Consider the following 23,593-nt stretch of genomic DNA (forward strand, 5'->3'; position numbering starts at 1 on the left):
TGCTGGTCCTGCGCCGCCCTTTGAAGACTTCCAACAATGCCTTCGCGCGTCCCGATTCTGAACGACGGGTTTTGGCGATCGTTCGGTTCGAGGATGCAGGTAGACAAAACAGGAGGCACTATGTTCAGAATCTTGATCGTACTGGTAACGTTGCTCGTGCTGACCGCACCGGCAGCCGAAGCATCCCGCTACTACCGCACCCGGCCGGCCTGGCGCGCAAAACCGTCCGCGATTCAGGTTCGTGCGGCTCCCGGTTCCCGAATACGATTGGTCGTCAAACGACCGCCTCGGCCCGGGCCTCGGTATACGTGGCGCGCAAGCGAGTGGGTCTGGCGCCCCCGTGGTTGGTATCGAATACCGGCCGCATGGGTCCTGCGGCCCTCTTCCGATCACAACCAGTGCAGGCACCGCTGAGCGGCTGCGACGATCGGGAATCGCAACGGGCCCGCCCTGGGCCATTCGGGCGGGTCAGGCTGCGGCGGGAAGTCCGGCGATCACGGCCTCCGCGAAGCCCGCGGTTCCGAGACTCCCGCCGATATCCGCTGTGGTCTGGCCCGTCTCGAGAGCATGGTCGTAGCCGGCCTTGATTCGCCGCGCGGCGGCGGCACATCGGCCATCGCTTCGAGTCTCTGCGAGATGATTGAGCATCATCACACCGGACATCAGGAGGGCGAGAGGATTTGCCCGATTCTGGCCGGCGATGTCCGGCGCAGAGCCGTGAACCGCCTCAAATATCGCCCGACCGTCACCGAGATTCGCCCCCGGGACGACACCAAGCCCTCCCACAAGGCCTGCGCAAAGATCACTGACAACATCCCCGTAAAGGTTCTCCATCAGGAGAACATCGAAGCGAGAGGGATCCTGCACCAATTTCATGCAGCCGGCATCGATGATCAATTCCTCCAATTCGATATCCGGAAAGTCTTCGTGAACCTCACGGGCGCACCGCAGGAACAGCCCATCACTGAGTTTCATGATATTCGCCTTATGAAAGACGGACACCCGATTGCGGCCTCGACTCGCGGCATAGGCAAAACCCGTCCGTGCAATCCGCAGGCAGGCTTTTTCGGTGGCCACCTTCAGCGAAGTGACTACCCCGTCCGTGATTTCATTCTCCACACCGCTATAAAGGCCTTCGGTATTTTCCCTGACGACGATCAGGTCCACGTCCTCATAGCGCGTCGCTACACCCGGCAAATTCCTTACAGGGCGGAGCGCTGCATGCAGCGAGAGTGTGCGCCGCAGCTGCACATTGACCGAAGAAAAACCCTCCCCGACCGGCGTTGTACAGGGCCCTTTCAGCGCGATCCCGGTTCGACGAACAGCGTCGAGAGTGCGACCCGGCAGGACTTCGCCCTCACGCTCGATCGCCGCGAGACCGGCAAGCTCCTCCGTCCACTCAATAGGAGCGCTCGCCGCATCGAGCACCCGCCGGACTGCCTCCGAAACCTCCGGCCCGATACCGTCGCCGGGGATCAATACAACTTCATGGTCTGACATTCACCTGAACCTCCGTTCTCATCCAAGCCCTTATTTCCGGCCGGCGCTAGACGTCACGGAAATACTTTCTCATCGGGCGCCACTCGTGGTTTGACCAATCCACGGTCTTTGGGGCAATAAATGCCCCTATGTCGTCCCAACTTCGCCCCCTGCTCTCCGCTGCACCTCTCAGGCGGCGCGCACCAGGCTGCTCGTGAGCGGGTTGAACACCAAAGAGATTCGGTTCGGCGCACACTTCTGGGCCCTGGCCGGATTCGGATTGCTGGCCCTGAGTTTGTCATGGCCTCTCGCAGCCCATTTGCCCACCGAGTTGCCCGCCCCGCCAGTCCGACCCGAAGGCTCTGGTTTCTTCGAGCGCGCCGACCTCGACCTTCTCGTCTGGATCCTTGCGTGGACAGCACGGAGCGTGGTCCTCGCCCCCTTTGAACTCTTCGACGCAAATATTTCCCACCCCGCGCGAAATGCACTCGCCTCCTCTGAGCACCTGATCGGGATGACCCCTCTGGCCACACCGCTATGGTTTGCCACCCGAAACCCGATCCTTACCTATAACCTGACCGCCCTTGGGGTCAGCGTGATTACGGCGTTCAGTCTCTGGTTGGCCGTGATTGAGGAAGAAAAGGCCCCTGTAGCGGCATTCGTTGTCGCCGCACTCTTCGCCTTCGATCCCAATATCAGCCTTGTCTGGGTTCGCCTCCACGAAAGCGCGATCTGGCTTTTCCCACTGGTTCTGCTGCTTGCCTTGCGCGTGGCACGAAATCCCAGCGGGCCGGGTTTTGCGATGCTGGTCCTCGTGACAGCGATCCAATTCCTCGCGGGCGCCTACCTGACCTTCATTCTGGCAATTTTTCTCGTTGCGCTGAGCCCGGCCCTGGTCCTGGAGGCCAGGAAGTACGGACGCTCGGGACTGCTCCCGCTGCTTGCACTTGCTTGCGGAGCGCTCCTCGCCGCCCCCTCCGCCTTGCCGTATTTGGATAGTGCGAATCCGCCAGGCTCGAGCTTGGAGCGAATCCTGGCCAGTGGCGCTCGGCTCAGCTTTACCGATTCGATACAACGCTTGTTCGAAGGCTCGGGGGTGCTGCTCTTCCCACTCGCGACTCTGGGACTGGTCTTTGGTCGCGCTCCTCGCTCGCTTCGCTTCTGTCTCGCGGGTGCCGTTTTATGCGGCGCTTTGCTGGCAATGGGACCACAGGGCTCTCTGATTCCGGGAACCGACCTTCCCAGTCTCTACCGACTCCTCATGGATACGATCCCGGGGTTCGGTACGATGCGAGCACCGGTACGTTTCCTCGTCGTCTCTCGCCTCGCCGTGGCGCTACTGGCGGGGTTCGGTTTGAGCTTCGCCTTGCGCGGCAGCCAAAGCTGGCGCTCTGGTATTCAGAAGATCATGCTGCCCACCGCGATCGCGGTGCTCTTCGCCATTCAGCCCGCGTGGCCCCTGTCACTTACGGGCCTCCTTCGCGCTCCATACACCACGGGCGCGCACAGCTGGCTTGCCGAGAACGGTGTCGATGGCGCCGTCCTCGACTTGCCGCCAACAACGCAGGTCGGCGATCGCCAGAGAGAGACCGGCCTTGCGATGCTGGGAGCGACCGAACACTGGCTGCCGCTGCTCAACGGATACTCGGGGTACCAGCCACCTTCGTTCTGGATGCTGATGTCAGTGGCGAGTCAACTCCCCGATCCTGCGGCTTTCGAGACCCTGTGTCGATTCACGGACCTGCGCTGGATCGTCGCTCATTTTGGACGCATGGACAAAAGTGAGGCAGCCTTCGTGAACCAACTTCCGATTGTTGAGCGCGCACGCTTTGGTCGCGATGTCCTTTTCGAAGCGCGTGTTGGCTGCGGCCGCGAAAAAGAACGACTCCTCGCACAGATGGAGATCCCCAAACCAGAGAGCCTGGACGGCTTGCCGACCACCGAGCTGCCCCTGCGAGATCGCCACAGTGACATCGTAGTCGTTCCGCTCGGCGCCAGCGAGGGCGGAACGTTCCGGCGAGCCCTGGTCACAGTCACAAACACGAGCACAAAAAGTTGGCCCGGTCTGGATATCGAACGCGCCGGTCGAGTTGAACTGGCGGCACGACTCCGGCTGGAGGACGGCACCGTGATCAAGGATTATCATATGCCGCTGGGTCGGGATCTTGCACCCGGACAGAGTCTCACTCTGGAGTTTGCTGCACCCGGCGCGATTCCGTGGGCCACATCCGCCGTCGAGTTCGGGCTGCGACAACGCGGCTTCGGCTGGTTTGCCGACCGCGGGGGTAGCGGCATCGAGCGCTTTCTCCTCGGGCCAGACGTCGCAGGGTAATGACCGCGGACTCAATCTTCGGGCGACCCGCTGGCTGCCGCGCGGCCTCTCTCGCGTTCGTAGAGACGAATCACCTCGGGCCCGACAAAATCGTTGGCCAGTCGCAAAGAGCCTTCGGCATCGAGATGAGTTCCATCCGGACGGAACAAGGGGTCCAATTCGCCGCCACTCGAGTCCCGAAGGTAAGTCGCTACGTCGAGGACGACAACCTTCCCCGGCCGCAGAACCTCGAGTTCCCGCACGAGTTCGTTGAAACGAATCATCCTCGCGACATCAGACTCCGGATAGGCTTTCACGGGCGCGGCACCGGTTTCCGGATCACGAACATCGATCGCTGGATGAGTGAGCCAGACGACCAGCGCCCCTCGCGCTGCGAGAAGGTCCACAGCCTCCAGAAGTTCCGCGCGAACCGCATCATCAACCGCGGGATCGCCCAGATGCATCCAGGAGCCCCCGTCGACGAAGCGCCGGTCGCAAACCTCCCAAGGCCCGAACGAGACGACCGCCACATCGGGATCCTGCGTCAAAATATTCGCTTCCCAAGCCGCACCTCGAGGCTGACAATGCGCCGGCCGCGGCAGTACTTTTCCCTGATACCGATAGTCCCCTTGCCGCAACAGTCCGCATCCCAGCTCCGAAACACCAATCCGCGGCTGACCCAGCCCCGTGCGTTCAAGCCAATGCGACAGACCAATCGTCAGCGCGGCCCCGGTCGAGTCGCCAAAAACGGCCACTCGAGGAGAGCCCGATCGGGCCGACGACTCCGGAGCTTTGACCGGCGGCAGCTGCTTCATGCGCTCGAACATCGGAACGATCTCGGCGACATGAGGCGACGGATCATATCCTCCGTCGGCAAAGCGCGGGACCGCGATGGCAGATCGGGACAAGGAGACGACCAGCACAAGAGCAAAGCCGGTGGCAAAATAAGGCCTCGCTCCACGAAGCCACTTTCCGCTGCGAATCGGAGATTCCAGAAAACGGTAGGAGCACTCGGCAAGAGCAAATGTGATCGAGACTCTCAGGAGCAACAAGGCCGGCTCCGCCAGGCCAGTCCTTTGTTCGTTCAGCAGCAGAAAGATGGGCCAGTGAAACAGGTATGCGGCGTAGGAAACACGTCCGGTCCAACGAAGGAATCGATTGGCGAGAAAAGTTCGCAAAGGCCCCTCTGGTTGTACCGACGCGAGAATCACGCCGAGTGAGAGAATCGTATAAAGCGCGAAGCCGCCTTGGTAGAGCCAAACCGAATTCAGATCAACGACAGACCACGTCCAGACCATGAGCACGAGACAAACGAGACCCACAACCTGCACCAGCAACCTTGCAGACCCTGAGAAGGCCGGGCGCCCGAAAGTCCAGACCGCCAGCGCCCCTCCCAGCAAAAGCTCGGCCGCACGTGTATCCGAACCATAGTAGACGCGGTCGATCGGTGCGCCTTGCCCTATCAGCAGGACTCCGATCACGACCGAAATACCGCTCAGACCGAGAAGGACGGCTGCCAGCACCCGATGCGAGCCACGACCGAGCAGCAATGCCCCCGCAGCCACAAGAGGAAATAGAAAGTAGAATTGCTCCTCGATGGCCAGCGACCAGAAGTGCTGGAGCGGAGACGGCGCCGAAAACAACTCTGTATAGGCCGTATTCGAAATGTAGAAGTGCCAGTTCGCTACGTAGAAAAGAGACCAGAAAACATCTTCCGCGAGAGCCGTTCGTTGCGCCGCCGAGGCTATGAACCGGGCAAAGATCGCCATGATCACGAGAGTCAGGAGAGCCGCCGGCATCAGGCGCCGGAAGCGACGCGCCCAGAAAGCTACCAGGTCCAGCCGCCCCGACCGCTCCCACTCGCTTAGAAAGAGCGAGGTGATCAAATAGCCGGACAAGGAAAAAAAAGTCGCGATCGGCAGAAAGCCTCCGCGCGCCCACTCGAACTGCGAATGGAAAAGAATCATCCCGAGCAAGGCAAAACCACGGAGACCTTCGAGTGCAGGCTCGAACTTGATTCGCTGAGGGGACGACATGAACGCTCCTTTTTGACCTAACCGCCCAGTATTCGTCAACCCGCGGCTCCAACCATGAGGCTTGCCCAAAACCGCATCGACTGCGCCGGGGCCAACGGAACTACATCCACGACCGCCCCGAAGACTCCACTTGGTAGAGGCTTCGATCGACAAGAGGCGCGATCGTCGATCGATCGACATAGGGTAGGTAGATCGATTCCGAAGCCAGCACAAACTGGAGATTGAGGCTCCGATGACGCCGCAAGAATGGACTGCTTGCGTACCCGATCTGCTGAAGTTTGTATCGCTCGAAGCAGAGATACTCGACTCCGATCAGACCCCTTCGGATATAGATGAACTCGTCGTCAAAGGCGTAGCCCCAGCGCCGCCATCGGAGCCAGGAGACGACAACGACGAGGATCGCCAAGGCCAGGCATCCGAGCGACACGACCAGCGGCAGAGCGATTACGACGGAAGCGACACAGGCGAGCGCCGGCCATATCGCCCAAAGAGAGTAGCGATTGATCAGCCTTTTGCTTGGGGCATGAAAGTCGATATTTCGCATCGCCGAATCAGGCATCGCGTCCGCTATCAGATCCCATGCCTCATCCGGGGTCACCGAAGGCACGAGCAGTTGGTCAGACTTCTCTACGCCCGGCGGCTCCGGCAGCCCGGAACTGTTCTGCTTGAGCAAAAGGTTCACCCGGCCCAGCACCAGATCAAGCCAGCTCTGCCGGTAGTGAATGCTCTGCAAACGTCGCGTCGGCATCCCAAACTCTTTTTTCGTCAAAAGCCCGGCCCGGCAGCAATAACGGCCACCTGCACGAGAGAGAGTGTAGCCGTAATAGGTCAGAATCGAGCCCATGATGGAAAACAACAACAGGCCCGAAATGACTAGCACGGCAAAACCGACAGCCGTCAGGGCCAACGCAACCCTGCTTTGATCCATAGCCGACGTCGGGAGCTGAAAATCCACCCCGCTCTCTTTGAGATAGGAAGGGATCGCATCCCCGATGCGCTGCAAAAAAGGCACCAGCACCCCGACAAATAACCAGATCCGGTTATTTGTCAGCCCATGAACCGTCAGATCTCCCAACGAACGACGGTTCAGGACCACTTCCCGCTCCTCATCGAGATCTTCCTCGGGCGCCCGAATGGGTTTTTTTGTCGCCAACAAGTTGGCTCGGAGCTCTCTCGCGCGGTCGAGGCGAATGGCGACGAGATGTGCTTCGCCCTGACTCGATCCGGCGGTATCCAGCCGGAGGCTGCAGTAGCCGAAAAGCCGAAAATATAACGGCTGTTCGATATGGATGTTCTGAATCCGATCAAAAGGGACGTGCGTTTGCTTGCGGAACAGAACGCCCGACCTGATCTCGATGCGGTCGGGGCCGACTCTGTAGCGGTAGCGCAACCAAACCAGCCCGCACCAGAAGGTGCCCAAGACAGGAAGAAGAGCGACAAGCCACAAGAAAGCCCCGAGTCGCTCCCCGATCTGATTGCGAGCGACAAAAAGTGGGGGAATGAGGTAGACAAACTGGCTCCCGAGCGCACGCAACCCGCGAAGCATGAAGAAGACCACAGCGAGCGGGGAGATCCGTTGCCAGGCGCCTTCGGGCGGTCCAGTACCGGTCGTTTCAGGACTCGTCATCGCGCGCGTCCCGGTGCTGAAGGATGAACTGCCTCAGGCGTTCGGCCTCGCTTCGCTTCAGTCCGGGGATTGCAAATGTGTGCTGTTGACCTCCTGCACTGAAGGCAAGCACGTTGGCCAGATCATACCTTCGCTCCAAAGGGCCTTGCGTGAGCTCGACATGCTGAATTCGGGCGATCGGCTGCGTGACAACACTGACGAACCACACGCCGGACCGAAAACTCAAATCGTGGTCACGAAGCGCGTAGGCTTTCCTTGGATCGGCCAGGCGCCGGTACACCGCCATCAATAGCCCCGCCATGGTCAGGACCGAAAAGGCAACGGAGACCGGACCCCAAAGTGCGAATGGCAGCTGCCTTTGAAACAGAACAGCAAGAACCGCCATCAGGGCAAAGAGCGCAACAACGGAACAAATCACACGCTGGCGCATGAGCGCATAGCTGGGCTCGAGGGATCGGAACGCCAGATCTCCTACCGCTGGAAGTTCGTCATCCGTCTTAATTTCGTTCGAGAATCCCAGTCTGAGTTCTCCCTGGTTTTGCATTCCTTCAATCCGCCAACGCCCGCCCCACCCCAAGATCGTCCGAGCGCACCGGTAGGACGCATATCCATGCTGATCTGTGCGCCTCAGGCTTGATCGATAGCCCCGAAGTTGCCCCTCCGCCAGAGCAACAGAACAACAGCGGGAGTCAACTCGATTCTACTCAGACGCGCGGCAGAGCGGCCCCCGCTGCCGCCCCGAGGTTCAATGCCGCAAACCCTACCCCGGACGGCGGTTGCCGGGCGGCCCCCCCGTGGCTGGAGCTACGGTGCCGACTCCTCGGCATCCTCGCAAGTTGGGGGATAGCATTCGTAGTCGCCATCATCCTGCAGTTCGCAATCCGTGTAGTCTCGACACCCGCAGCCGCTCACGATGAATGCGGTGCCAACTACCGCAACCAGCAGGCTTGCAAGCCAGAGGCGCGTCCGTGTGTTCGTTCCTCGAGAGACAGATTTTTTTCGTGGGCCTCGTGATCTCACTTTCATCACCGACATCTTGCCCCAAGTTGAGGACAGCGGTTGTCCATCCGTCAAGCGACAGACCAGATCACCGCTCTCGTTGAAAGTCTTGCCCGCCGGCCGTGGAGAATGCGCGACGGATGTTTGGAAAGGATCCGGAAAAACGCTAAATCGTGCCAATGCTCGATAAAAATAGCCGCATCGCGAGAGCGATGCTCTTGGCCATTCTGGCAACGTTTTTCGCGCCCCCGGTGGCCGCACAAGAGCCAGGCGCGGCGTCCTCCTATGTGGAGGCCATCGAGCAACCGACAGACGCCGGCGGAGTGATGGACGAGGTTGATGCAGCAGCGGCGCAGGTCGAGGAAGGTGCCCCCGACCTTTCCGCGGGCGAGCGGATCCGAATCGAGGAAATCGTCGTCACAGCCCGTAAGCGGGCCGAGCTGCTTGAGGATACGCCCGTCTCGATTACAGCGCTCAGCGAAAACCTGCTGCGCGAGGCCAATGTGAGCCGCTTCAGTGAGATCGAGGACCTGGTCCCCAACCTGGAATTTATCGGGGACAACTCGAATGGGCGGATCTATATCCGAGGCGTCGGGCAGGCACAGACCGGTGCCGCCTTTGACGCCGGCGTTGGTCTCTACATCGACGGGATCTATCTCCCCCGATCCCAGGTGTTGGTCTTTGACGTCGTCGATATTACGTCGATCGAAGTCCTTCGAGGACCGCAGGGCACCCTGTTCGGTAAAAACACCGTCGGCGGCGCCATCAACGTGACGACCGCGAAACCGAGCGATACTCTCGACGCCTCCGCATGGCTGAATGTCGGTAATCGAAACCGGGTGGAGAGCCGGGTCATGTTGAACATTCCGATCGATATCGGTTGGTTCGAGGACCGGCTCGCAACCCGCATCGCATTTGCTTCGGAGAATCATGATGGCTTCGACACCACACGCTATCCGAATCCAACCACCGGAGCGGCGGCCCGTTACACGTCTTCCGTGGCCAACCTGAGCTTTCTCGGATCTTTGCAGCTGGAGATCCTGCCCGAGTTGATCCTTGACGTATCGGGGTCCTGGCTCGAGAATCGCGCGGTCCAGGGCGTCGGCGAGTGCGTGATCGTCGAGGAGCAGGGACTGGGGCTTAACGATCCGGACTATTACCCCGCTTGCCGCGCGACCCGACCTTATGAGTATTCAGCCAACCGCAGGTCGAACCGGGGTGGCCGAAACTGGGGAAGTTGGGGGACATTGGCCTGGAGCCCCGGGCAGATGGGTTTTCTGGAAGATCTGAGCCTGAAATATATCGGCTCGTGGCGCGGGCAAAGCAACCACGCCCTCACCGATCTCGACCTGACCGACGTGTCCATGCTGATCCTCGCCAGCGATGGCGGAGGACCGGGGCTTCTGCTGGGCAAGCCAGGCCAATCGGAACAGGTGCAACAGGAAGTCCAGATGAACGCGTCCGCGCTGGACGGTCGGCTCAATTTTGTGTCGGGCCTGTTCGGGTTCTGGGAGACCGCGGAGCGTGGGAATGCCACCATTGCCACGATTGTGCCGCCGATCTCGCAGAGGACTCTCAATGAAACGAGATTTCGCAATTGGACATGGGCCCTATATGCGCAAGGCACGCTGGATGTGACCGAATGGTTGGGGCTGACGGTCGGGTTGCGTTACACGCAGGACAAAAAAGGTGCCTGGCAAAAAAACAAGCGCCTCACCGAGACCGGTGAGGTCGAGGCCATCACCAAGACAGGCAAGGGCAGTGAGGTCTTTGAAGCGTGGACGCCCTTGGTCAATGTGGCCATGACTCTTCCCGAGCGCTACCTCGATGAAAGCCCCCTCGACCACTTGATGGGGTATGTCAGCTGGTCGCAGGGGTTCAAGGGCGGTGGCTTCAATGCGGTAATCAACCCCTCGGACGAGTCGAACGAGTTCCTTTCCTTCGCGCCCGAAACGCTGGACAACTTCGAAGTCGGGCTCAAGACCGTCGCGTTCGACCGCACGCTCACCGTCAATCTTTCGGTGTTTGCTGCTCTGTACAACGACATTCAGGTCCGAACCTTTCAGCCGATTTATGACGAGGCCGGCGAACTGGAGACACTCCTTTCCTTGACGCTGAATGCCGCGGCTTCGGTCAACCGGGGCGTCGAGCTGGACTTTAGCTGGAGGCCCGCCCGCGGCTGGCGCGTCGAGGGAAGCCTCGGGTTGCTCGATGCGCGTTACACCGATTTCCCGGTCGGGATCAACAACGTCAATGGACAACAGGTCAATCGTTCCGGTCAGCGTTTGCCGGCCGCCATGCCGATCCAGAGCTATATGGCCCTGCAGTACTCATTGCCTGTAGATGGCGCCTGGGTCGGCTCCATGCGCGGATGGCTTACGCCGCGCATCGATTGGTCGTATCGGTCTGGCGTGAACTGGATCGGTCCGGAACTGACCGCTGCCGATCAGCCGGCATACAACACTCTTGGTCTGCGTCTGTCCTACGACTTTCTCGATGATCGAGCGCAGTTCGCACTCTGGGCTCGCAACCTGACCGACAAGAGAGTGTCGGGTGCGGGCGTTTCTCTGGCATCGTTTTACGGCGTCTATCAGCGGCCATGGATGCCGGGCCGCACTTTTGGCGCCGAGTTCGCGTATTCCTTCAATTGATCGTGCCGCGGCCCCTTCATGGGCAAAGAACTTGACGAAACGCCTATGGTCAGGTCAAGAAAAGAGAGCTAATTAGCTTGGAGTCCACTATCGCTGTCCCGGACGCCGGGCAGACGGAACCGCAGCGCGAGGAGCACGAGGCCATGTCGAACGAGTATCTCGAGGGGAATTTCACAGGAGTCAGTGAGGAAGTGACGCTCGCCTGTCCCGAAGTCGAAGGTCAGATCCCGTCCGACCTCGCCGGCAATTTCCTCAGAAACGGTCCGAACCCCGAATTCACCCCTCCGATGCCGGACCTCTACCATCCATTCGATGGCGACGGGATGCTTCATGGGGTGGAGTTCGACCAAGGCAAGGCGACCTACCGCAACCGCTGGATTGAGACCCGGGGACTGCTGAGGGAACGAGAAGAAGGAAAGGCTCTGTGGGGCGGCTTCAATACGATCGGCAAGGTGGAACCGCCCGCCGATATGCCGATGAAAAATTTGGCCAATACGGCGATGGTGTATCACAACAAGAAACTTCTGGCGCTCTGGGAGGCTGGCCTCCCACACGAGATCAGCCTTCCCGATCTCGGAACCGTGGGCGAGGAGAACTTTGGCGGCTGGAACCATGCGGTCAGCGCACACCCGAAGGTGGATCCCGTGACCGGTGAGATGATCCTCTTCTGCTACTCCTACGGGCAGGCCCCCTTCGTCAAATATGGAGTCGTCGACCCCAAAGGCAAGTTGGTCCACGAAACCGCGATCGATCTGGCGGGCAAGCCGGTCATGATCCACGACATGGCCATCACCGAGCACTACAGCCTGATCTTCGATATGCCGGTGACCTTCTCGCTCGATCGCGTGATGAACGGCGGTGAGGCCTTCGATTGGGAACCCGAAAACGGCGCGCGGATCGGCGTGGTGCCAAGATACGGCCAGGGCAGCGAAATCAAATGGTTCGATGTCGAGACTGGCTACATCTTCCATACCTTCAACGCTTGGGAAGAAGGCGACGAGATCGTGCTTCAGGCCTGCAGGTCCGAGAGGACCTCCATCCTGGTATCCGAACAGACCGAGGATCAACTAGGCAAGATGCGACGATATCGCCTGAATATGACTTCGGGTTCCGTGAGCGAGGAAAAAGTCAGTTCGATCCCGATGGAGTTTTCCCGCATCAACGAAACCATGTTGGGCCGTGAAACCCGCTACGGCTATGCATCCCGCTTCCACCCGACACGCGGCCTGCTCTTCAGCGGCATGCTGAAGCACGACCGCAAGACGGACGCCATCGAAACCGTGGAGTTCGGCGATACTCAATTCCATCAGGAAATGGTCTTCGCGCCGCGCGTGAACAGCCAGTCCGAGGACGACGGCTATGTGATCGGCTTCGTGCATGATGAAACCGACAATCACGCGGAATGCTGGGTCGTTGATGCACAAAAGTTCAGCGACGGACCGGTCGCCCGGGTGCGCATTCCGATTCGAGTGCCTTACGGGTTTCATGCGAACTGGGTCGGGGCCTGAGCTGCTCCTGCAGCCCGGCCAACCCCGCCCCATGAACACACAACCCGGGTATCAGTGAGGAACTGTCATCGATTTCGGCGGCCGAACAACGATATCGGCGATATTCACTTCTATGGGCTGAGTCACGGCAAAGAGAACCGCTCTCGCCACGTCATCTGGACTGCCCAGCAATTGCTTCATATTGCCCGCCAGGGCCTCGAGTGCCTCAGGCGGAAGCCGGTCGCCTTTCTCCAGTTCGATCTCCATCCCCCCCATCTTCGCCATGGTATTGATGAAGTCGCGGTCGAAGTTCCGCGCAAAGTTGGTGGCGATCGCGCCCGGCATGACGTTTGTTACGCGAATCGTGTCCTCCTCGAGTTCCTCGCGCAGCGTCGCAGAGATGGCGTTGACCGCATGCTTGGTCGAGCCATAAACACCTGACGCCCGGCGTTCTGCCGCGACGGACGAGATATTCACGATCTGCCCGTCCGCCCCGCAAGCGCGCATTGCCTTGACCGCGGCCTGGCACCCGACGAGTACAGCCAGAATGTTCGTCTCGAGCATGGATCGCCATTCTTCCGGATCGCCCTCGATGATCGTTGCCGGGTAGGACAATCCGGCATTATTTACCATGATATCGAGCCGACCAGTTGCTTCGACCGACGCGTCGATCAGCGAACGAACCTGCGCGACATCTCGTACATCACCGGGGATCACGGTGGCCCTGCCGCCGGCCGCCTGGATCGTCTGCTGCGATTCCTCCATCGACGAAGACGTTCGGCCCGACAGAAAGACGTGCGCTCCGGCGGCCCCAAGGTGCTCGGCGATCGCGCGCCCGATGCCGCTCGATGCCCCGGTAACAACAGCCGTTTGTCCCGCAATGACTTTTGATTCAATCAAAATGGTTATCCTTTCAAGAATTGTAGAATTTGATTCGGTAGATCCGCGCGGTCAAGGCGCAGAAAAGTCAATGCCCTCTTCCCATATTCACTGGCAGACTGCTCCTCGACTCAAGCACATTCAATCATACATACCAGAGCGCCGCCCTCAGCCCGGGCCGCCGGCCACTCGTTTCTGTCGACCACGAGCAACGAACCTTGGTGACATCGTGCTCCTCGCCCTGTTGATGGCGGGCCACCCTCCAGCTAGACGATCTCAACCGAACTTCCGGGCCGAGGCAAGGTCCATCTCCGGGTCTTGCCGGACCTCGGACGGCCTCGATGACCGCCATGCAGAAAGCAGCCTCACCACCCCCCAACGAGGAGGACGACTACAAAGTACCCGGCTGGTACCGCTGGGCTCCGTTTCTGGGCAAACCACCCCGAATGAATTCTCACCAGTGGCGCGTCCTCGGCCTGCTCGGGATTGTGAGTCTCTTTGACCAGTACGATCTCAGCCTCTTCTCGCTGGCACTGAAACAAATTCAGGCCGACCTCATGATTCCCGAAGCACAGCTCGGCGACCTCGGCGCGCTCGTCCGACTCGGCGCCCTGCCCGCCTTTCTTTTCGGGGTGATCGCCGACCGGGTGGGTCGGCGCAAGGTCCTCCTTTTCACGATCGTCGGCTACACCGTACTGACCGGGGCTACCGCCTTTGCGCCGGATGCAAAAACCTTCGTTATCCTGCAATTCTTTGCCCGGACCTTCGCTGTGGGGGAACTGATTCTCGCCTACGTAGTCATCGCCGAAGAACTCGACCCCGAGACACGCGGCTGGGGAGCCGGTGCGCTCACGGCACTTGCTGCCTGCGGCTCCGGGCTGGCACTCGCGCTGTTCGGGCTGGTGGATGTTTTACCCATGGGGTGGCGGGCACTCTATCTCATCGGATTGATCCCTCTTGCGATGGTCGCCTGGATGCGACGCAGCCTACCAGAAACGACTCGGTTCGAGGCGCAGCAGAAAAATTCCGGCGTGAGGCGGCAGGAAAACTTCCTGAAACCCATTCTCGATCTGATTCGGATGTACCCCAAGCGAATTCTCGGTATCTGCTCGGTACTCCTGCTGCTGAACTTCTCCGCTGATGCCGCGAGCTTTTTTGGCCCCAAATATCTGCAGGAAGAGCACGGATGGCTTCCCTGGCATTATTCGATCATGGGGATCTTCGGCGGCTGCATCGGCGTGGTAGGCGGCCCCTTCGCCGGTCGCCTCTCGGACCGATACGGGCGCAAGAAGGTCGCGGCCGTCTTTCTCACCGCCAATCCGATCCTGGCGATCGCCTTCTACCAGCTCTTCGGATGGGCGCTGGTTCCCATCTGGGTGGGCATGGTGTTTTCCGGTATGGCCGCCGCAGTAGTTCTGAACATCTACGGAAACGAATTATTTCCCACGTCCTATCGTTCCACCGCCTCGGGGACCCGCGTAATCGTTGCTACCATCGGCGGCGCCTTGAGCCTGATGACCGAATCCATTCTGTTCGGCATTATGGGGTCGCATTGGAATGCCCTGTCCTTGATGGTGATCGGGTCGCTTGCCGCACCGATCATGGTTCTGTGGATGTTACCGGAAACCAGCGGCCGGGTCCTCGAGGAGATTTCGCCCGAGAAGTAGTCGCGATCCGCGCGGTTGACAATATCGGCGGTCAGCAGCGGGTGGCCCACCATGCGTGAACCCTAAGAGGCTCCGCGCAGAGCAAATGGGGCGAAGAGCTGAAATCGAACCCCATCGCGTCACCCATGGTGTTCTGTCGGATCTCGCACTCCGCCTCACGAAGTGTCCAGGGCGGGTGCTCGATCTCCCCCCGAAAAAGCTCACCCCTCCGATTCGCGCTATACAGACAGTATCGTCCGGTCAGCCACTCCTCCAATGTTCCAGCCTCCGCCCGAAAAGCTTCTCCCCTTGCCCCGTATTCTCCACTGAAATCAGCTGCGGGCTCGTTACGATGCGTTCGATGAGACGCAAATTGGAGTACGGCGGATTTCTTACCTTGCTCGAGAGACATGCTTGCATCCATATAAGGCAGATTGAACGTCGCTCGGGCCGCTCGAACCGCGATCCTGTTGGCTGCGTCGAGGGAGAAGAACCAGACACCACGTTTTCCGTTTCTGGTGACATAGGTCCGGAGGTTGAGCTCCAGGAATCGACTTAGGCCCGGAACTGCGGGAAGCCCACGCGGTGCGACATCGCTCATCAAAAACGGCACCACACCAACCCACGCAGAGCCATCAAAGGTGTCGACTTCAAGCCCCTTCGGCAGGTATTGGCGAACCAAAGCCGGTTCAACCGGCCAATGCGCGAACAGCAACTCCGACCATTTCATTCGCATGACCCAAGGCCCGGAAGGCAGGGCCCAGGTGCGATCGCTTGATGGTGTTGGCTGGTTCAATCTCGCTACCTGCAAATGACCGCAGCCCCATTACCGCTCAGCCGACAGTCGGCCTGCGGTTTGGGCCCGGGAAACTCGGCAACCGCGCAAAGGCCGGTCGAGGGGTCTGTCGGATCCAGCCATACGGTCGCCGCCAGCGGCAGCTTGACGCCGGGCTGCGCAAACACGCCGGACTTGCCTGTCACGATCGCGGTCACTTCGCCGGGCTTCCTCGGGTTCCATTTCAGGATCACCTTCGGTACCAGCCCGCCCAGAGGCGTATTCGTACGATACTGAAACTTTTTGCCGCCAGCCGTGGGAATCCAGCCGCTGCGGGTAACCGGGTCGTAGAGGCCCGGCGGAATCTCGAGATCGACAAGAACCTCCGCATCGGCATCGCGAACCAGTAACCGGAAGCCCTGCGTCTGCGGGTTGATCGATACGGCATCCTCGAAAATGAGCTTGGCTTTATATTTCAGCTTGTCGACCGCCGTTCCCGTCGAAAAGTTCGTTGCCTTGAGCAACGGCTTGAAGGCCTCGGCACCACTCGTACAGAAATCGCAACCAACGGGAGGGCCGTCGTCGCAGACAGATCCGCAAGCTCCGCCGTTACCCACGGCTGATTGCGAACCGCCGACGGTGAGTCCCACCAGGAGGTCCTCAACGGTGGACGGACACAAAACGGGATTATTGGCGACGCTCACGTTGCCGCCCACCGACGTCAGCCCTGCGAGTCCTTCGAGGTTTGTCAGAGAGCTGTTGTTCTCCACGATTAGATCCGCGCTGACAGAGCCGAGCATCGTCAGGCCATCGATGTTCGCCAACTCCGTGTTCTCGATCCGCAGGCTGCCTCCCGTGATCGTCTCGCAGCCGTCAGCCACCGCGGTCGCATAAGTTCGGTCACCGACACAATCGATCTGGGGCGACGGTGTGGGCGACGGTGTGGGCTCCGGGGTCGGTTCGGGACTCGGTGTCGCGACAGGCTGGTTTCTCAAAAGGAGTTCGTAGACCGGTGACGCGAGGTACCCGGAGTCCGCCACAAACCGGAATCGAACCGGATAAAGACCCAGTTGCCCCTCGGGCACGATCACTTGATAGGAAGGATGGATATGGAGCGAAGAAGCCGTGCCAAGGTCGGCCGACTCACCGACTGCGTCCAGAGTCATCGCCCCGACTCTCACGCTCACCGCAGGATCAATCTCGACGATTTCCATCAGGATTCCGGTGCCTGGCGCAACCTCCGAATACGAACCGTTGCCCGAAGATGGCGTGATAATCCCTGGATTGGACGTGCTGTAGAGGCAAGCAGATGGAAAACAGATGCTGTCGTTCTTGAAAACGGCATTGAGGCCGGGCTCAGGCAGACCCACCAGCGATCCAGCACCGGTGGCGTAAACCGCGATATCCTCGTGAACGACTTGCGCGTCCAGCGACCCGACCCACCCGGCGATAGCCAGCAGTACAAATACGATCCCGATCCTGTTGCTTTTTTTCATTTTCCCCACCCCGATCAGCGCAATAAGCCGCCGCCCCCCTGCACAGCCATAGTTTGGCGAAAACTCTTTGGCCTCGCCACTCCCGAGGCCCCGACTCACGAAAGAAAAGGAGGGCCAAGCCACCAAACCCGACAGCAGTTGCGAGGATGTAATGGGAGGATCTACAGTTTCAAAAGCAACTCCGGCGCGCCTCTCGAATGGATCACTGTTCCAACTCGAAAGGCCCGAGATCGACTCCTCCACCCTGAGGCCGCACAACGTGATCGAAATCCGCCGACGGGGCCGATGCGGCGTTGCCCGTATCGATCAAGTCCGAGGCGCTCCTCAGCAGATGAAAATCCAATGCGTAGGTCTGCACCAGGGCGTCGATATTGGCCGGCGCGAACTCTCCGCTGGTCGCATGCGGATCGGGACGAGCAACGCTGATATCGAATACATTCTCAAAAAGGTCCCCCAATGCGTCGGCTTGGGAGAAGGCGATGAACTCGTTGTCCTGCGCCGTCCCGAACTGCGACAAACCCACTACGTAGTTGTTGGTGGTGAGCACGTTGGAAGCATTGCCGTTGTTTTTCAGTCCGTAGTCATTGCCGTCTCGCGCCCATATGACGTTGTTGGCAATCAACAGATCGTCGGCGGTATTCACCGTCATGCCGGTATAATTCGATGTGCCCGGGTAGGCACCGTTTTGAAAAACCAGATTATTGACCAGTTCGCCCCGATCGGTCTTGTGGTACACCACCCCGCCAAAACCGTTATTAAACGCGATATTGTTCTCGAATCGCATACGACCGTATTGGTAGGTGGTGTTGTTTCGGGTCACGTAGAGCCCTTGGCCGTCGATAATGCCGCCAGTGTAATAATCGCAGTTGCCATACGCGTCTGCGGTGCTGCTCTCCAAAGGCGAACTGCAGAACTCCATGAAGTTCCAATTATTGTATACGACGTTCCCCGAATACAGGAATTTGACCGCATCTTCGGTGTCGATACTCAGCGCTGTGGCAATGACGATCGCACTCTCCGCGCTGGTCGACCACCATGTTGTGTTGGAAACGGTATTTCCCTGCACGAGGATGTAGTCCGCCTTGTTGAATCGGATGCCCGAAGCTGGCGTGTGGTGAACGTCACAGTTTTCGATCACAATATGGTGCACCGGCCCCCAGCTATAGATACCGCGGCCCGTATAGAAGTTCTCCTTGGACCAACGGTGCTCGTGGGCCCATTCGTATTTGATTTCCTGGTTTGGCCCCTGGATTTCGAGGCCTTCGATCCGAACGTAGTTGGCCCCACTGCCGATTTGAATGCCGCCAAGCCCGTCGAATTGCAGCAGCGGACGAACATCGTTTCCATCCGGATAGGCCGCGATCGTGATCCAGTTGTCGGCGGTTCCCGATGCCGTCAGCCGCGCCACCAGTCCGTTGTTGACGCTCACATTCCCGTCAATCCCATGCGCCTCCGCGAAGCCCGTATTCCTGTAGACTCCATCCTTGATGTAAAGCGTGTCCCCGGCCGTGAGCTGGGAAACCGCGTAGCCTATCGTCGCGAAGGGTGACGCCTCGTCGCCAAGATTACCGTCATCACCGTTTCCATCGACAAAGTAGACCGCACCGAGCGAGGGGCCGTACTCCACAACGCTCAGCGTCGCGGAATCGCCATCGACCTCAAAACCGGAAGCCGCCTCCAGAGAAAAGACGATACTCTCCTCCCCCTCCAATGCCGGAGTCCTCAGGGGATCGACCTCGATATCCACGCTTTGTACACCGGCAGGAATGATCAGAGGGTTGGTCAGGAGCGTTCCGCCCGCAAGCAGTTCGTAGTCGACGCCGATCCCGGCGCTGCCACCCAGCGTGAACGTAATCTCGGTATCACGCGGCTGCACCGCCGAAAGCGAGACACGCAAAAGACCCGACTCGAGCCCGCCCTCATGGAGACTGGCGTCGACGGCGACCACCGAGGCGGACAAGATAGAGCACCTGCCCACTTGACCGAGCGCCGCCGCCCCCGCCCCGCAGGTCGGGCAGCTATCGTTCGCAGCCCCATCGTCAAAAACCTCGCAGTCCGCCTGCAGGCCGTGAGCCTCGTTCGCAGAGAGACAGAGCTGACAGCGAGATCCGGCGCTCAGGCAACTGACGAGGTCCGACGACCGGCTGCACAATCCCGGGAACAGTATCTCCGTCTCGAAACCGAGGCATTTCCTGTCGAGAACTTTGCGGACCTTTGCCTCCAACTTGGCGAGCTTCAATCTGGGATCGTCAACCACTGCCTGCAGGCACTCCGACTCGATATCGCCAACATCGGAGAGCGTACCGGCCTTCAACTCATTCTTGAGGCACGTACCGAAAAGCTTGGCCGTCGCAGCAGAAAGCTTCTGTGCCATCCGCAGGACGAGGTGCTGACATTTGCCCTCCTCATCGGCCCGCAAGGATCCCGCCAGATCGGAGCCGAAGAGCTCGAGAATCAGATTGCGGCCCAGTCGCGTCGCGGCCTGATTGATCTCATCTCCGGTGGCGACACCGAACGTGGGCACGACCGGGCAAGTTTCCACCTCGGTCTCGAGAGTTTTCCGAGTGGCCTTGGCAATCTTGCCCCTGTTGTCCCTCACCGCACAGCCCAGAGGGTCCAGTTCAACGCCCTTGATCGCCGACGAAACACATTTCGCGAGTTCACCGGCCACGGTATGGCTGACCTTCTGCCCGTCCCGAACCAGTCCATTAATGCACTTCTGGGCCGCCTTGTCGGGTGCGGTCGCCCACGACCGAGCAGGCGCGCTCAGGATCAATACAAGGAAGAGCAGGACAATTGTGGCAGGATCGAGGCGGTTGGCTTGAAACATCGAGGGACTCCTCAGGTCTATTCAGAAGACCGGACATCCTGAGTGTTCCAGATGAAACACCCGAGGTCCATATCGCCAATCACCGTTTCGGATCCGGAGCCTTGGGTCCGATGCCCGCACCCTGAGAAACCCGAACTCCCGGAGCACCTGAAGCACCGTGCCGGCCTGCAGGCCAGTTGATCCCGTGGGTACCGCTCCAACCCCTTGGTTACGGGCGACCCCCAGGCGGAGCGGGGCTGAGAGGATCAGGATCCCCTCAGCCCCGCCAAATGCTCTACTTGAGCGGTTGAAGCCCTCCGGCAGAGGCTAGGGTGCCAGGGGCGTGGAGGAAGATTCCAGATTGAACCCGACAGGATCCCCAAGAGAAACCATACTCTGGAAATACTCGATCACTCCGGAGTCCGAGACATCCAGCGCCGGCCACTGTGGCCAATCAAAGGTGTCGTTCATGAACGGCTCCATCTGATCCCAACCGAGCACCGTCAGGTGGTTCACGTCGTGATTGATCGCCACCCCTTCCAATGATCGGAAGCCATGGGTCCGCCCATGCATCCATCCTCCATAATGCGGCTCCATCTTCAGCGTATGGATGAAGGTATCCACGATCTCGTACTCCTCCAGGTACGCCGCGTAGCCCGCGTGACCATAGGACTCGACCATCTCCATCACTTGAGCTCTCATCGCTTCCTGGTTGGCAACGGTGCGCGCCGTGCGTTGGATATCCGCAAGGATTTGCGGATCGTACCGCTCGTCCGCAATCCATCCAACCTTGGCACCCTGCATTGCGTACCAGAGTCCCACACCGAGCAGATCATTGCCCCAGGCCTGACTGTTATTGGTCAGAGATTCCGCGAACGCCCACGTGCCGACATCCTCGATTGCTGCGGCGGGAAGACCGAAGAAGGCTCGCAGGTGATTGTAGGCCTCAACCGCTTCGGTCGTGATCGCCGTGCGACCGCCCACCAACTCATCATGTTCGGAGTTGTGGTTCGAGCCGTGGAAAGTGCCCCAGGTGGTTATATCCACGTAGTCACCGGTGCTGGCCGGCGGAGGCATATGGTCATGTCCGCCGTCATCGTGGCCATCGTGACCGTCCGGCTCCGCAGGGTCAGCTGGCGGCGAATTCGTCGGCGACGGCGTTGGCGACCAGGGTGTCGGTGTCGGAGAGGCCGGTGATGGTGTCGGCTCTACTGTCGGCGCCGGAGGAGGTGTGCTGGACGGCTCGCCGGGCGGGAGCGCGTCAGAGTCCGGCCCCGGAGCGGTATTGGCCGAGCATGCTCTGCCGTTCAATCTAAAGGCCGCCGGGTCCAGCGGCGGATCGCCTTCGTAATCGGCGTAGAATCCGAAGCTGACGGAATCTCCGGCAGGTATCACTCGGTTCCATCCGACATTCTTGACGCGAAATCCCGATGCGTCTTCCTGAATGATGCCGTCCCATAACTCCACAATCTCCTGTCGTTCCGGAACTTCGAATGCGAAGTGCCATCCGTTTTCGAGATCGAGGTCGCGCTCACCTTCGTTGTAAATCTCCACGTTTGCAATGAAGCCGCCGGTCCATGCCTGAGTCACTTCGTACTCCACATGACACGGTCGTTGTGTTTTGCAGGCTGAGCCAAATGCAAAGCACAGAGCGATCATTCCATAACGAGAGAAAGAGCTTCCGTGTTTTTCTTGCCACATATCAAATCCCCTTATCGTTGGTTGTTCCGTGTCCGCTGAGAACATGGGGAAGCAGCGCTGGAATCGGTACAGCGGAAACACCATTCGAGCCGATTTTCGCGCTTAAGAAAAGATGCCGGAATCCCCTACGCAACGCGCAATCGAGATGCGAGGTCATTTGAAGTGGGCGTTGGGCAGGCAGGCCGAAAACCCCTGGGCATCAAGCTCTGCGGAGAGACGTCCTGACAGGAGAAACTTTGCGTATCGGTGCGCACAAAAAATTCACGGAAACTCAGCGCATGCGATGGACCGACTTCGGAATACTCTACGAAGAGTCTCGCCGAGCCGCCCCCTCGAGGGTCCAGCCGCGCGCCCCGACATGAAAACTTCAACTCTCCGCAGCAGACGCAGAATCATAAAACGAAGTCGTCGGAAGATCCGCCAAAAGTGAGAAGGCTGATTGCGGAACGAGAGCGAACAGTATTTCACACCCCGCGGGATGAAGCCGGACAGATTTCGGTCGATAGCGTGAGATCCATGAAGCTGCCGTTGCCGCGGCATCAAATGCCTGCCCGTCAAGCTGGCACTGCAGCCCGCTCGCAGTCGCTATGCAACCCCGGTTGTGGCCTGAATCTCCGCAACGGACTCCCGCAATGCCTGCTCAAGAGGTCGATATTCCATGCCGAGTTCGCGCACAGCTCGGCTGCCATCAAAAAGCAGCGAGCCCGCCTGGGTAGTCTTGAGGATGTCCACCGGGAGCGCAGGACGTTGACCGGTGATCGATGCAAGCCATTCGAGGGCATACGCTACCGGAAGCAGAAGAGCTTCGGGGAGGTTGAGCGATGGTGCCGAAACCCCGGCAAGTCGCCCGATGATTTCGAAATACTCACGCGTCGTTGCCCGCTCCGTGCCCACCAGGTAAGCACGCCCCGTCGATTCATCCGAAAACAGGGCCCGCACGATTGCTTCGGCCGCATCCCGAACATGAACGTAGGTATAAACAGTATCGGCCCCGACCAGTGCAGGCAGATTCCCCGTCACGGCGCGCCCGACCTCCATTGTAGGTCGAGGGTCACCCGCGCCGATCACAGCCGCGAGGTGGACGACTGTAAGCGGAAGTTGCTGCTCGCGGTAGAGATCCCAAGCCGCTCGATCACCAAGGTGCTTACTGCGGGCATAGTCACTCGGATGAGGACCCGCTGGTTCGTCCTCGTCAAAAGGAATCCTTGCGGGCACGCCGAAGGCTAGCGGCGTGCTGACTTGTACTGCCTTTCCCACCCCGGCCCGCACAGCTGCACGAAAGACATTCTCGGCACCTCGCTGGTTGAGGTCGTAATACGCCACACGGCTCGGGCTCCAAAAGTCGCGGTTTCCGGCAAGGTTGATGACACCCCAGACACCGTCGAGCAATTGCTCAAGGCCGGCGGATGTGACGACGTCGCCCTCGACATAGCGGACTCGTCCATCGGCTTCTCCGCCCTCGGCCGCATCCCGCGCCGACCGACTCAAGCAGCGAAGCTCGATGTCGGGCTCGCTCAGCAAGCGCTCGACCACGTGGCGCCCAACAAATCCGGTGGCCCCGGTAATCGCGACAATACGTTTATCCGACATCGACCTTATTAAAGCTCGCTTTGCGCCTTCTGCAACCTCGCCTGTCGCGATCGAGCGGCGACCCGGCGATCAGCCACACGTCAAAGGGCCATCTCGACAAGAGTCAT

Annotated in this window: 15 protein-coding genes; 4 read left to right on the plus strand and 11 right to left on the minus strand. The window is 59.7% G+C overall.

The genetic code is table 11. From position 1 onward, the window contains the following. Positions 1–468: 468 nt before the first annotated feature. A complete protein-coding gene (locus P8K07_03825; GenBank protein MDG1957650.1) occupies positions 469–1,500 on the minus strand; it encodes an isocitrate/isopropylmalate dehydrogenase family protein in 1,032 nt (343 codons plus the stop codon). A gap of 193 nt (positions 1,501–1,693) precedes the next feature. On the opposite strand from P8K07_03825, the gene P8K07_03830 reads away from it, so the two are divergent. Then, positions 1,694–3,811, plus strand: a complete 2,118-nt coding sequence (locus tag P8K07_03830; protein MDG1957651.1) for a hypothetical protein — start codon at positions 1,694–1,696, stop codon at positions 3,809–3,811. Positions 3,812–3,822: 11 nt separating this feature from the next. On the opposite strand, the gene P8K07_03835 is transcribed toward P8K07_03830, so the two are convergent. The 4 genes from P8K07_03835 to P8K07_03850 form a co-directional block, all read right to left on the minus strand. Further along, positions 3,823–5,826, minus strand: a complete 2,004-nt coding sequence (locus tag P8K07_03835; protein MDG1957652.1) for an acyltransferase family protein — start codon at positions 5,824–5,826, stop codon at positions 3,823–3,825. Positions 5,827–5,926: 100 nt separating this feature from the next. Then, positions 5,927–7,453, minus strand: a complete 1,527-nt coding sequence (locus tag P8K07_03840; GenBank protein ID MDG1957653.1) for a PH domain-containing protein — start codon at positions 7,451–7,453, stop codon at positions 5,927–5,929. Next, positions 7,440–7,997 (minus strand): PH domain-containing protein, encoded by a 558-nt coding sequence (locus tag P8K07_03845; protein ID MDG1957654.1) that lies wholly within the window; start codon positions 7,995–7,997, stop codon positions 7,440–7,442. Before P8K07_03845 ends, P8K07_03840 begins: the two co-directional genes overlap by 14 nt. Before the next feature lie 260 nt (positions 7,998–8,257). Next, complete coding sequence (locus tag P8K07_03850; GenBank protein ID MDG1957655.1) at positions 8,258–8,479, minus strand: hypothetical protein; 222 nt, start codon at positions 8,477–8,479, stop codon at positions 8,258–8,260. A 152-nt stretch (positions 8,480–8,631) separates the two neighbouring features. Here P8K07_03850 and P8K07_03855 point away from each other — a divergent pair, with 152 nt between their 5' ends. Both P8K07_03855 and P8K07_03860 read left to right on the plus strand, forming a co-directional pair. Then, positions 8,632–11,103 (plus strand): TonB-dependent receptor, encoded by a 2,472-nt coding sequence (locus tag P8K07_03855; GenBank protein MDG1957656.1) that lies wholly within the window; start codon positions 8,632–8,634, stop codon positions 11,101–11,103. A 77-nt stretch (positions 11,104–11,180) separates the two neighbouring features. Next, the gene (locus P8K07_03860; GenBank protein MDG1957657.1) at positions 11,181–12,611 is read left to right on the plus strand and encodes a carotenoid oxygenase family protein; all 1,431 of its coding nucleotides are present in this window, start codon (positions 11,181–11,183) and stop codon (positions 12,609–12,611) included. A 51-nt stretch (positions 12,612–12,662) separates the two neighbouring features. On the opposite strand, the gene P8K07_03865 is transcribed toward P8K07_03860, so the two are convergent. After that, positions 12,663–13,490 carry an SDR family oxidoreductase gene (locus P8K07_03865; protein MDG1957658.1) on the minus strand — a complete coding sequence of 276 codons (828 nt, stop codon included), beginning with the start codon at positions 13,488–13,490 and terminating at the stop codon, positions 12,663–12,665. Between the two features lie 425 nt (positions 13,491–13,915). Here P8K07_03865 and P8K07_03870 point away from each other — a divergent pair, with 425 nt between their 5' ends. Further along, positions 13,916–15,136 carry an MFS transporter gene (locus P8K07_03870; protein MDG1957659.1) on the plus strand — a complete coding sequence of 407 codons (1,221 nt, stop codon included), beginning with the start codon at positions 13,916–13,918 and terminating at the stop codon, positions 15,134–15,136. Between the two features lie 31 nt (positions 15,137–15,167). On the opposite strand, the gene P8K07_03875 is transcribed toward P8K07_03870, so the two are convergent. The 5 genes from P8K07_03875 to P8K07_03895 form a co-directional block, all read right to left on the minus strand. Further along, positions 15,168–15,845 (minus strand): DUF2071 domain-containing protein, encoded by a 678-nt coding sequence (locus P8K07_03875; protein ID MDG1957660.1) that lies wholly within the window; start codon positions 15,843–15,845, stop codon positions 15,168–15,170. Between the two features lie 71 nt (positions 15,846–15,916). Next, positions 15,917–17,386: a hypothetical protein gene (locus tag P8K07_03880; GenBank protein ID MDG1957661.1), complete on the minus strand. Its 1,470-nt coding sequence runs from the start codon at positions 17,384–17,386 to the stop codon at positions 15,917–15,919. Between the two features lie 202 nt (positions 17,387–17,588). Further along, complete coding sequence (locus tag P8K07_03885) at positions 17,589–20,216, minus strand: right-handed parallel beta-helix repeat-containing protein (GenBank protein ID MDG1957662.1); 2,628 nt, start codon at positions 20,214–20,216, stop codon at positions 17,589–17,591. Between the two features lie 306 nt (positions 20,217–20,522). After that, positions 20,523–21,896, minus strand: coding sequence for a cellulose binding domain-containing protein (locus P8K07_03890; GenBank protein ID MDG1957663.1), 1,374 nt, complete (start codon positions 21,894–21,896; stop codon positions 20,523–20,525). 585 nt (positions 21,897–22,481) lie between these two features. After that, the gene (locus P8K07_03895) at positions 22,482–23,486 is read right to left on the minus strand and encodes an NAD-dependent epimerase/dehydratase family protein (protein ID MDG1957664.1); all 1,005 of its coding nucleotides are present in this window, start codon (positions 23,484–23,486) and stop codon (positions 22,482–22,484) included. Between the last annotated feature and the right edge of the window lie 107 nt (positions 23,487–23,593).

The sequence above is a fragment of the Candidatus Binatia bacterium genome (assembly GCA_029248525.1).
In the GTDB taxonomy this organism is placed as follows: domain Bacteria; phylum Desulfobacterota; class Binatia; order UBA12015; family UBA12015; genus UBA12015.

What these genes read in the sequence shown, in the direction of transcription:
- P8K07_03825 (MDG1957650.1), bottom strand. Translation starts at nt 1,500, where the DNA reads ATGTCAGACCATGAAGTTGTATTGATCCCCGGCGACGGTATCGGGCCG.
- P8K07_03835 (MDG1957652.1), bottom strand. Translation starts at nt 5,826, where the DNA reads ATGTCGTCCCCTCAGCGAATCAAGTTCGAGCCTGCACTCGAAGGTCTC.
- P8K07_03840 (MDG1957653.1), bottom strand. Translation starts at nt 7,453, where the DNA reads ATGACGAGTCCTGAAACGACCGGTACTGGACCGCCCGAAGGCGCCTGG.
- P8K07_03845 (MDG1957654.1), bottom strand. Translation starts at nt 7,997, where the DNA reads ATGCAAAACCAGGGAGAACTCAGACTGGGATTCTCGAACGAAATTAAG.
- P8K07_03850 (MDG1957655.1), bottom strand. Translation starts at nt 8,479, where the DNA reads ATGAAAGTGAGATCACGAGGCCCACGAAAAAAATCTGTCTCTCGAGGA.
- P8K07_03855 (MDG1957656.1), top strand. Translation starts at nt 8,632, where the DNA reads ATGCTCGATAAAAATAGCCGCATCGCGAGAGCGATGCTCTTGGCCATT.
- P8K07_03870 (MDG1957659.1), top strand. Translation starts at nt 13,916, where the DNA reads ATGAATTCTCACCAGTGGCGCGTCCTCGGCCTGCTCGGGATTGTGAGT.
- P8K07_03875 (MDG1957660.1), bottom strand. Translation starts at nt 15,845, where the DNA reads ATGAAATGGTCGGAGTTGCTGTTCGCGCATTGGCCGGTTGAACCGGCT.
- P8K07_03880 (MDG1957661.1), bottom strand. Translation starts at nt 17,386, where the DNA reads ATGAAAAAAAGCAACAGGATCGGGATCGTATTTGTACTGCTGGCTATC.
- P8K07_03885 (MDG1957662.1), bottom strand. Translation starts at nt 20,216, where the DNA reads ATGTTTCAAGCCAACCGCCTCGATCCTGCCACAATTGTCCTGCTCTTC.
- P8K07_03890 (MDG1957663.1), bottom strand. Translation starts at nt 21,896, where the DNA reads ATGTGGCAAGAAAAACACGGAAGCTCTTTCTCTCGTTATGGAATGATC.
- P8K07_03895 (MDG1957664.1), bottom strand. Translation starts at nt 23,486, where the DNA reads ATGTCGGATAAACGTATTGTCGCGATTACCGGGGCCACCGGATTTGTT.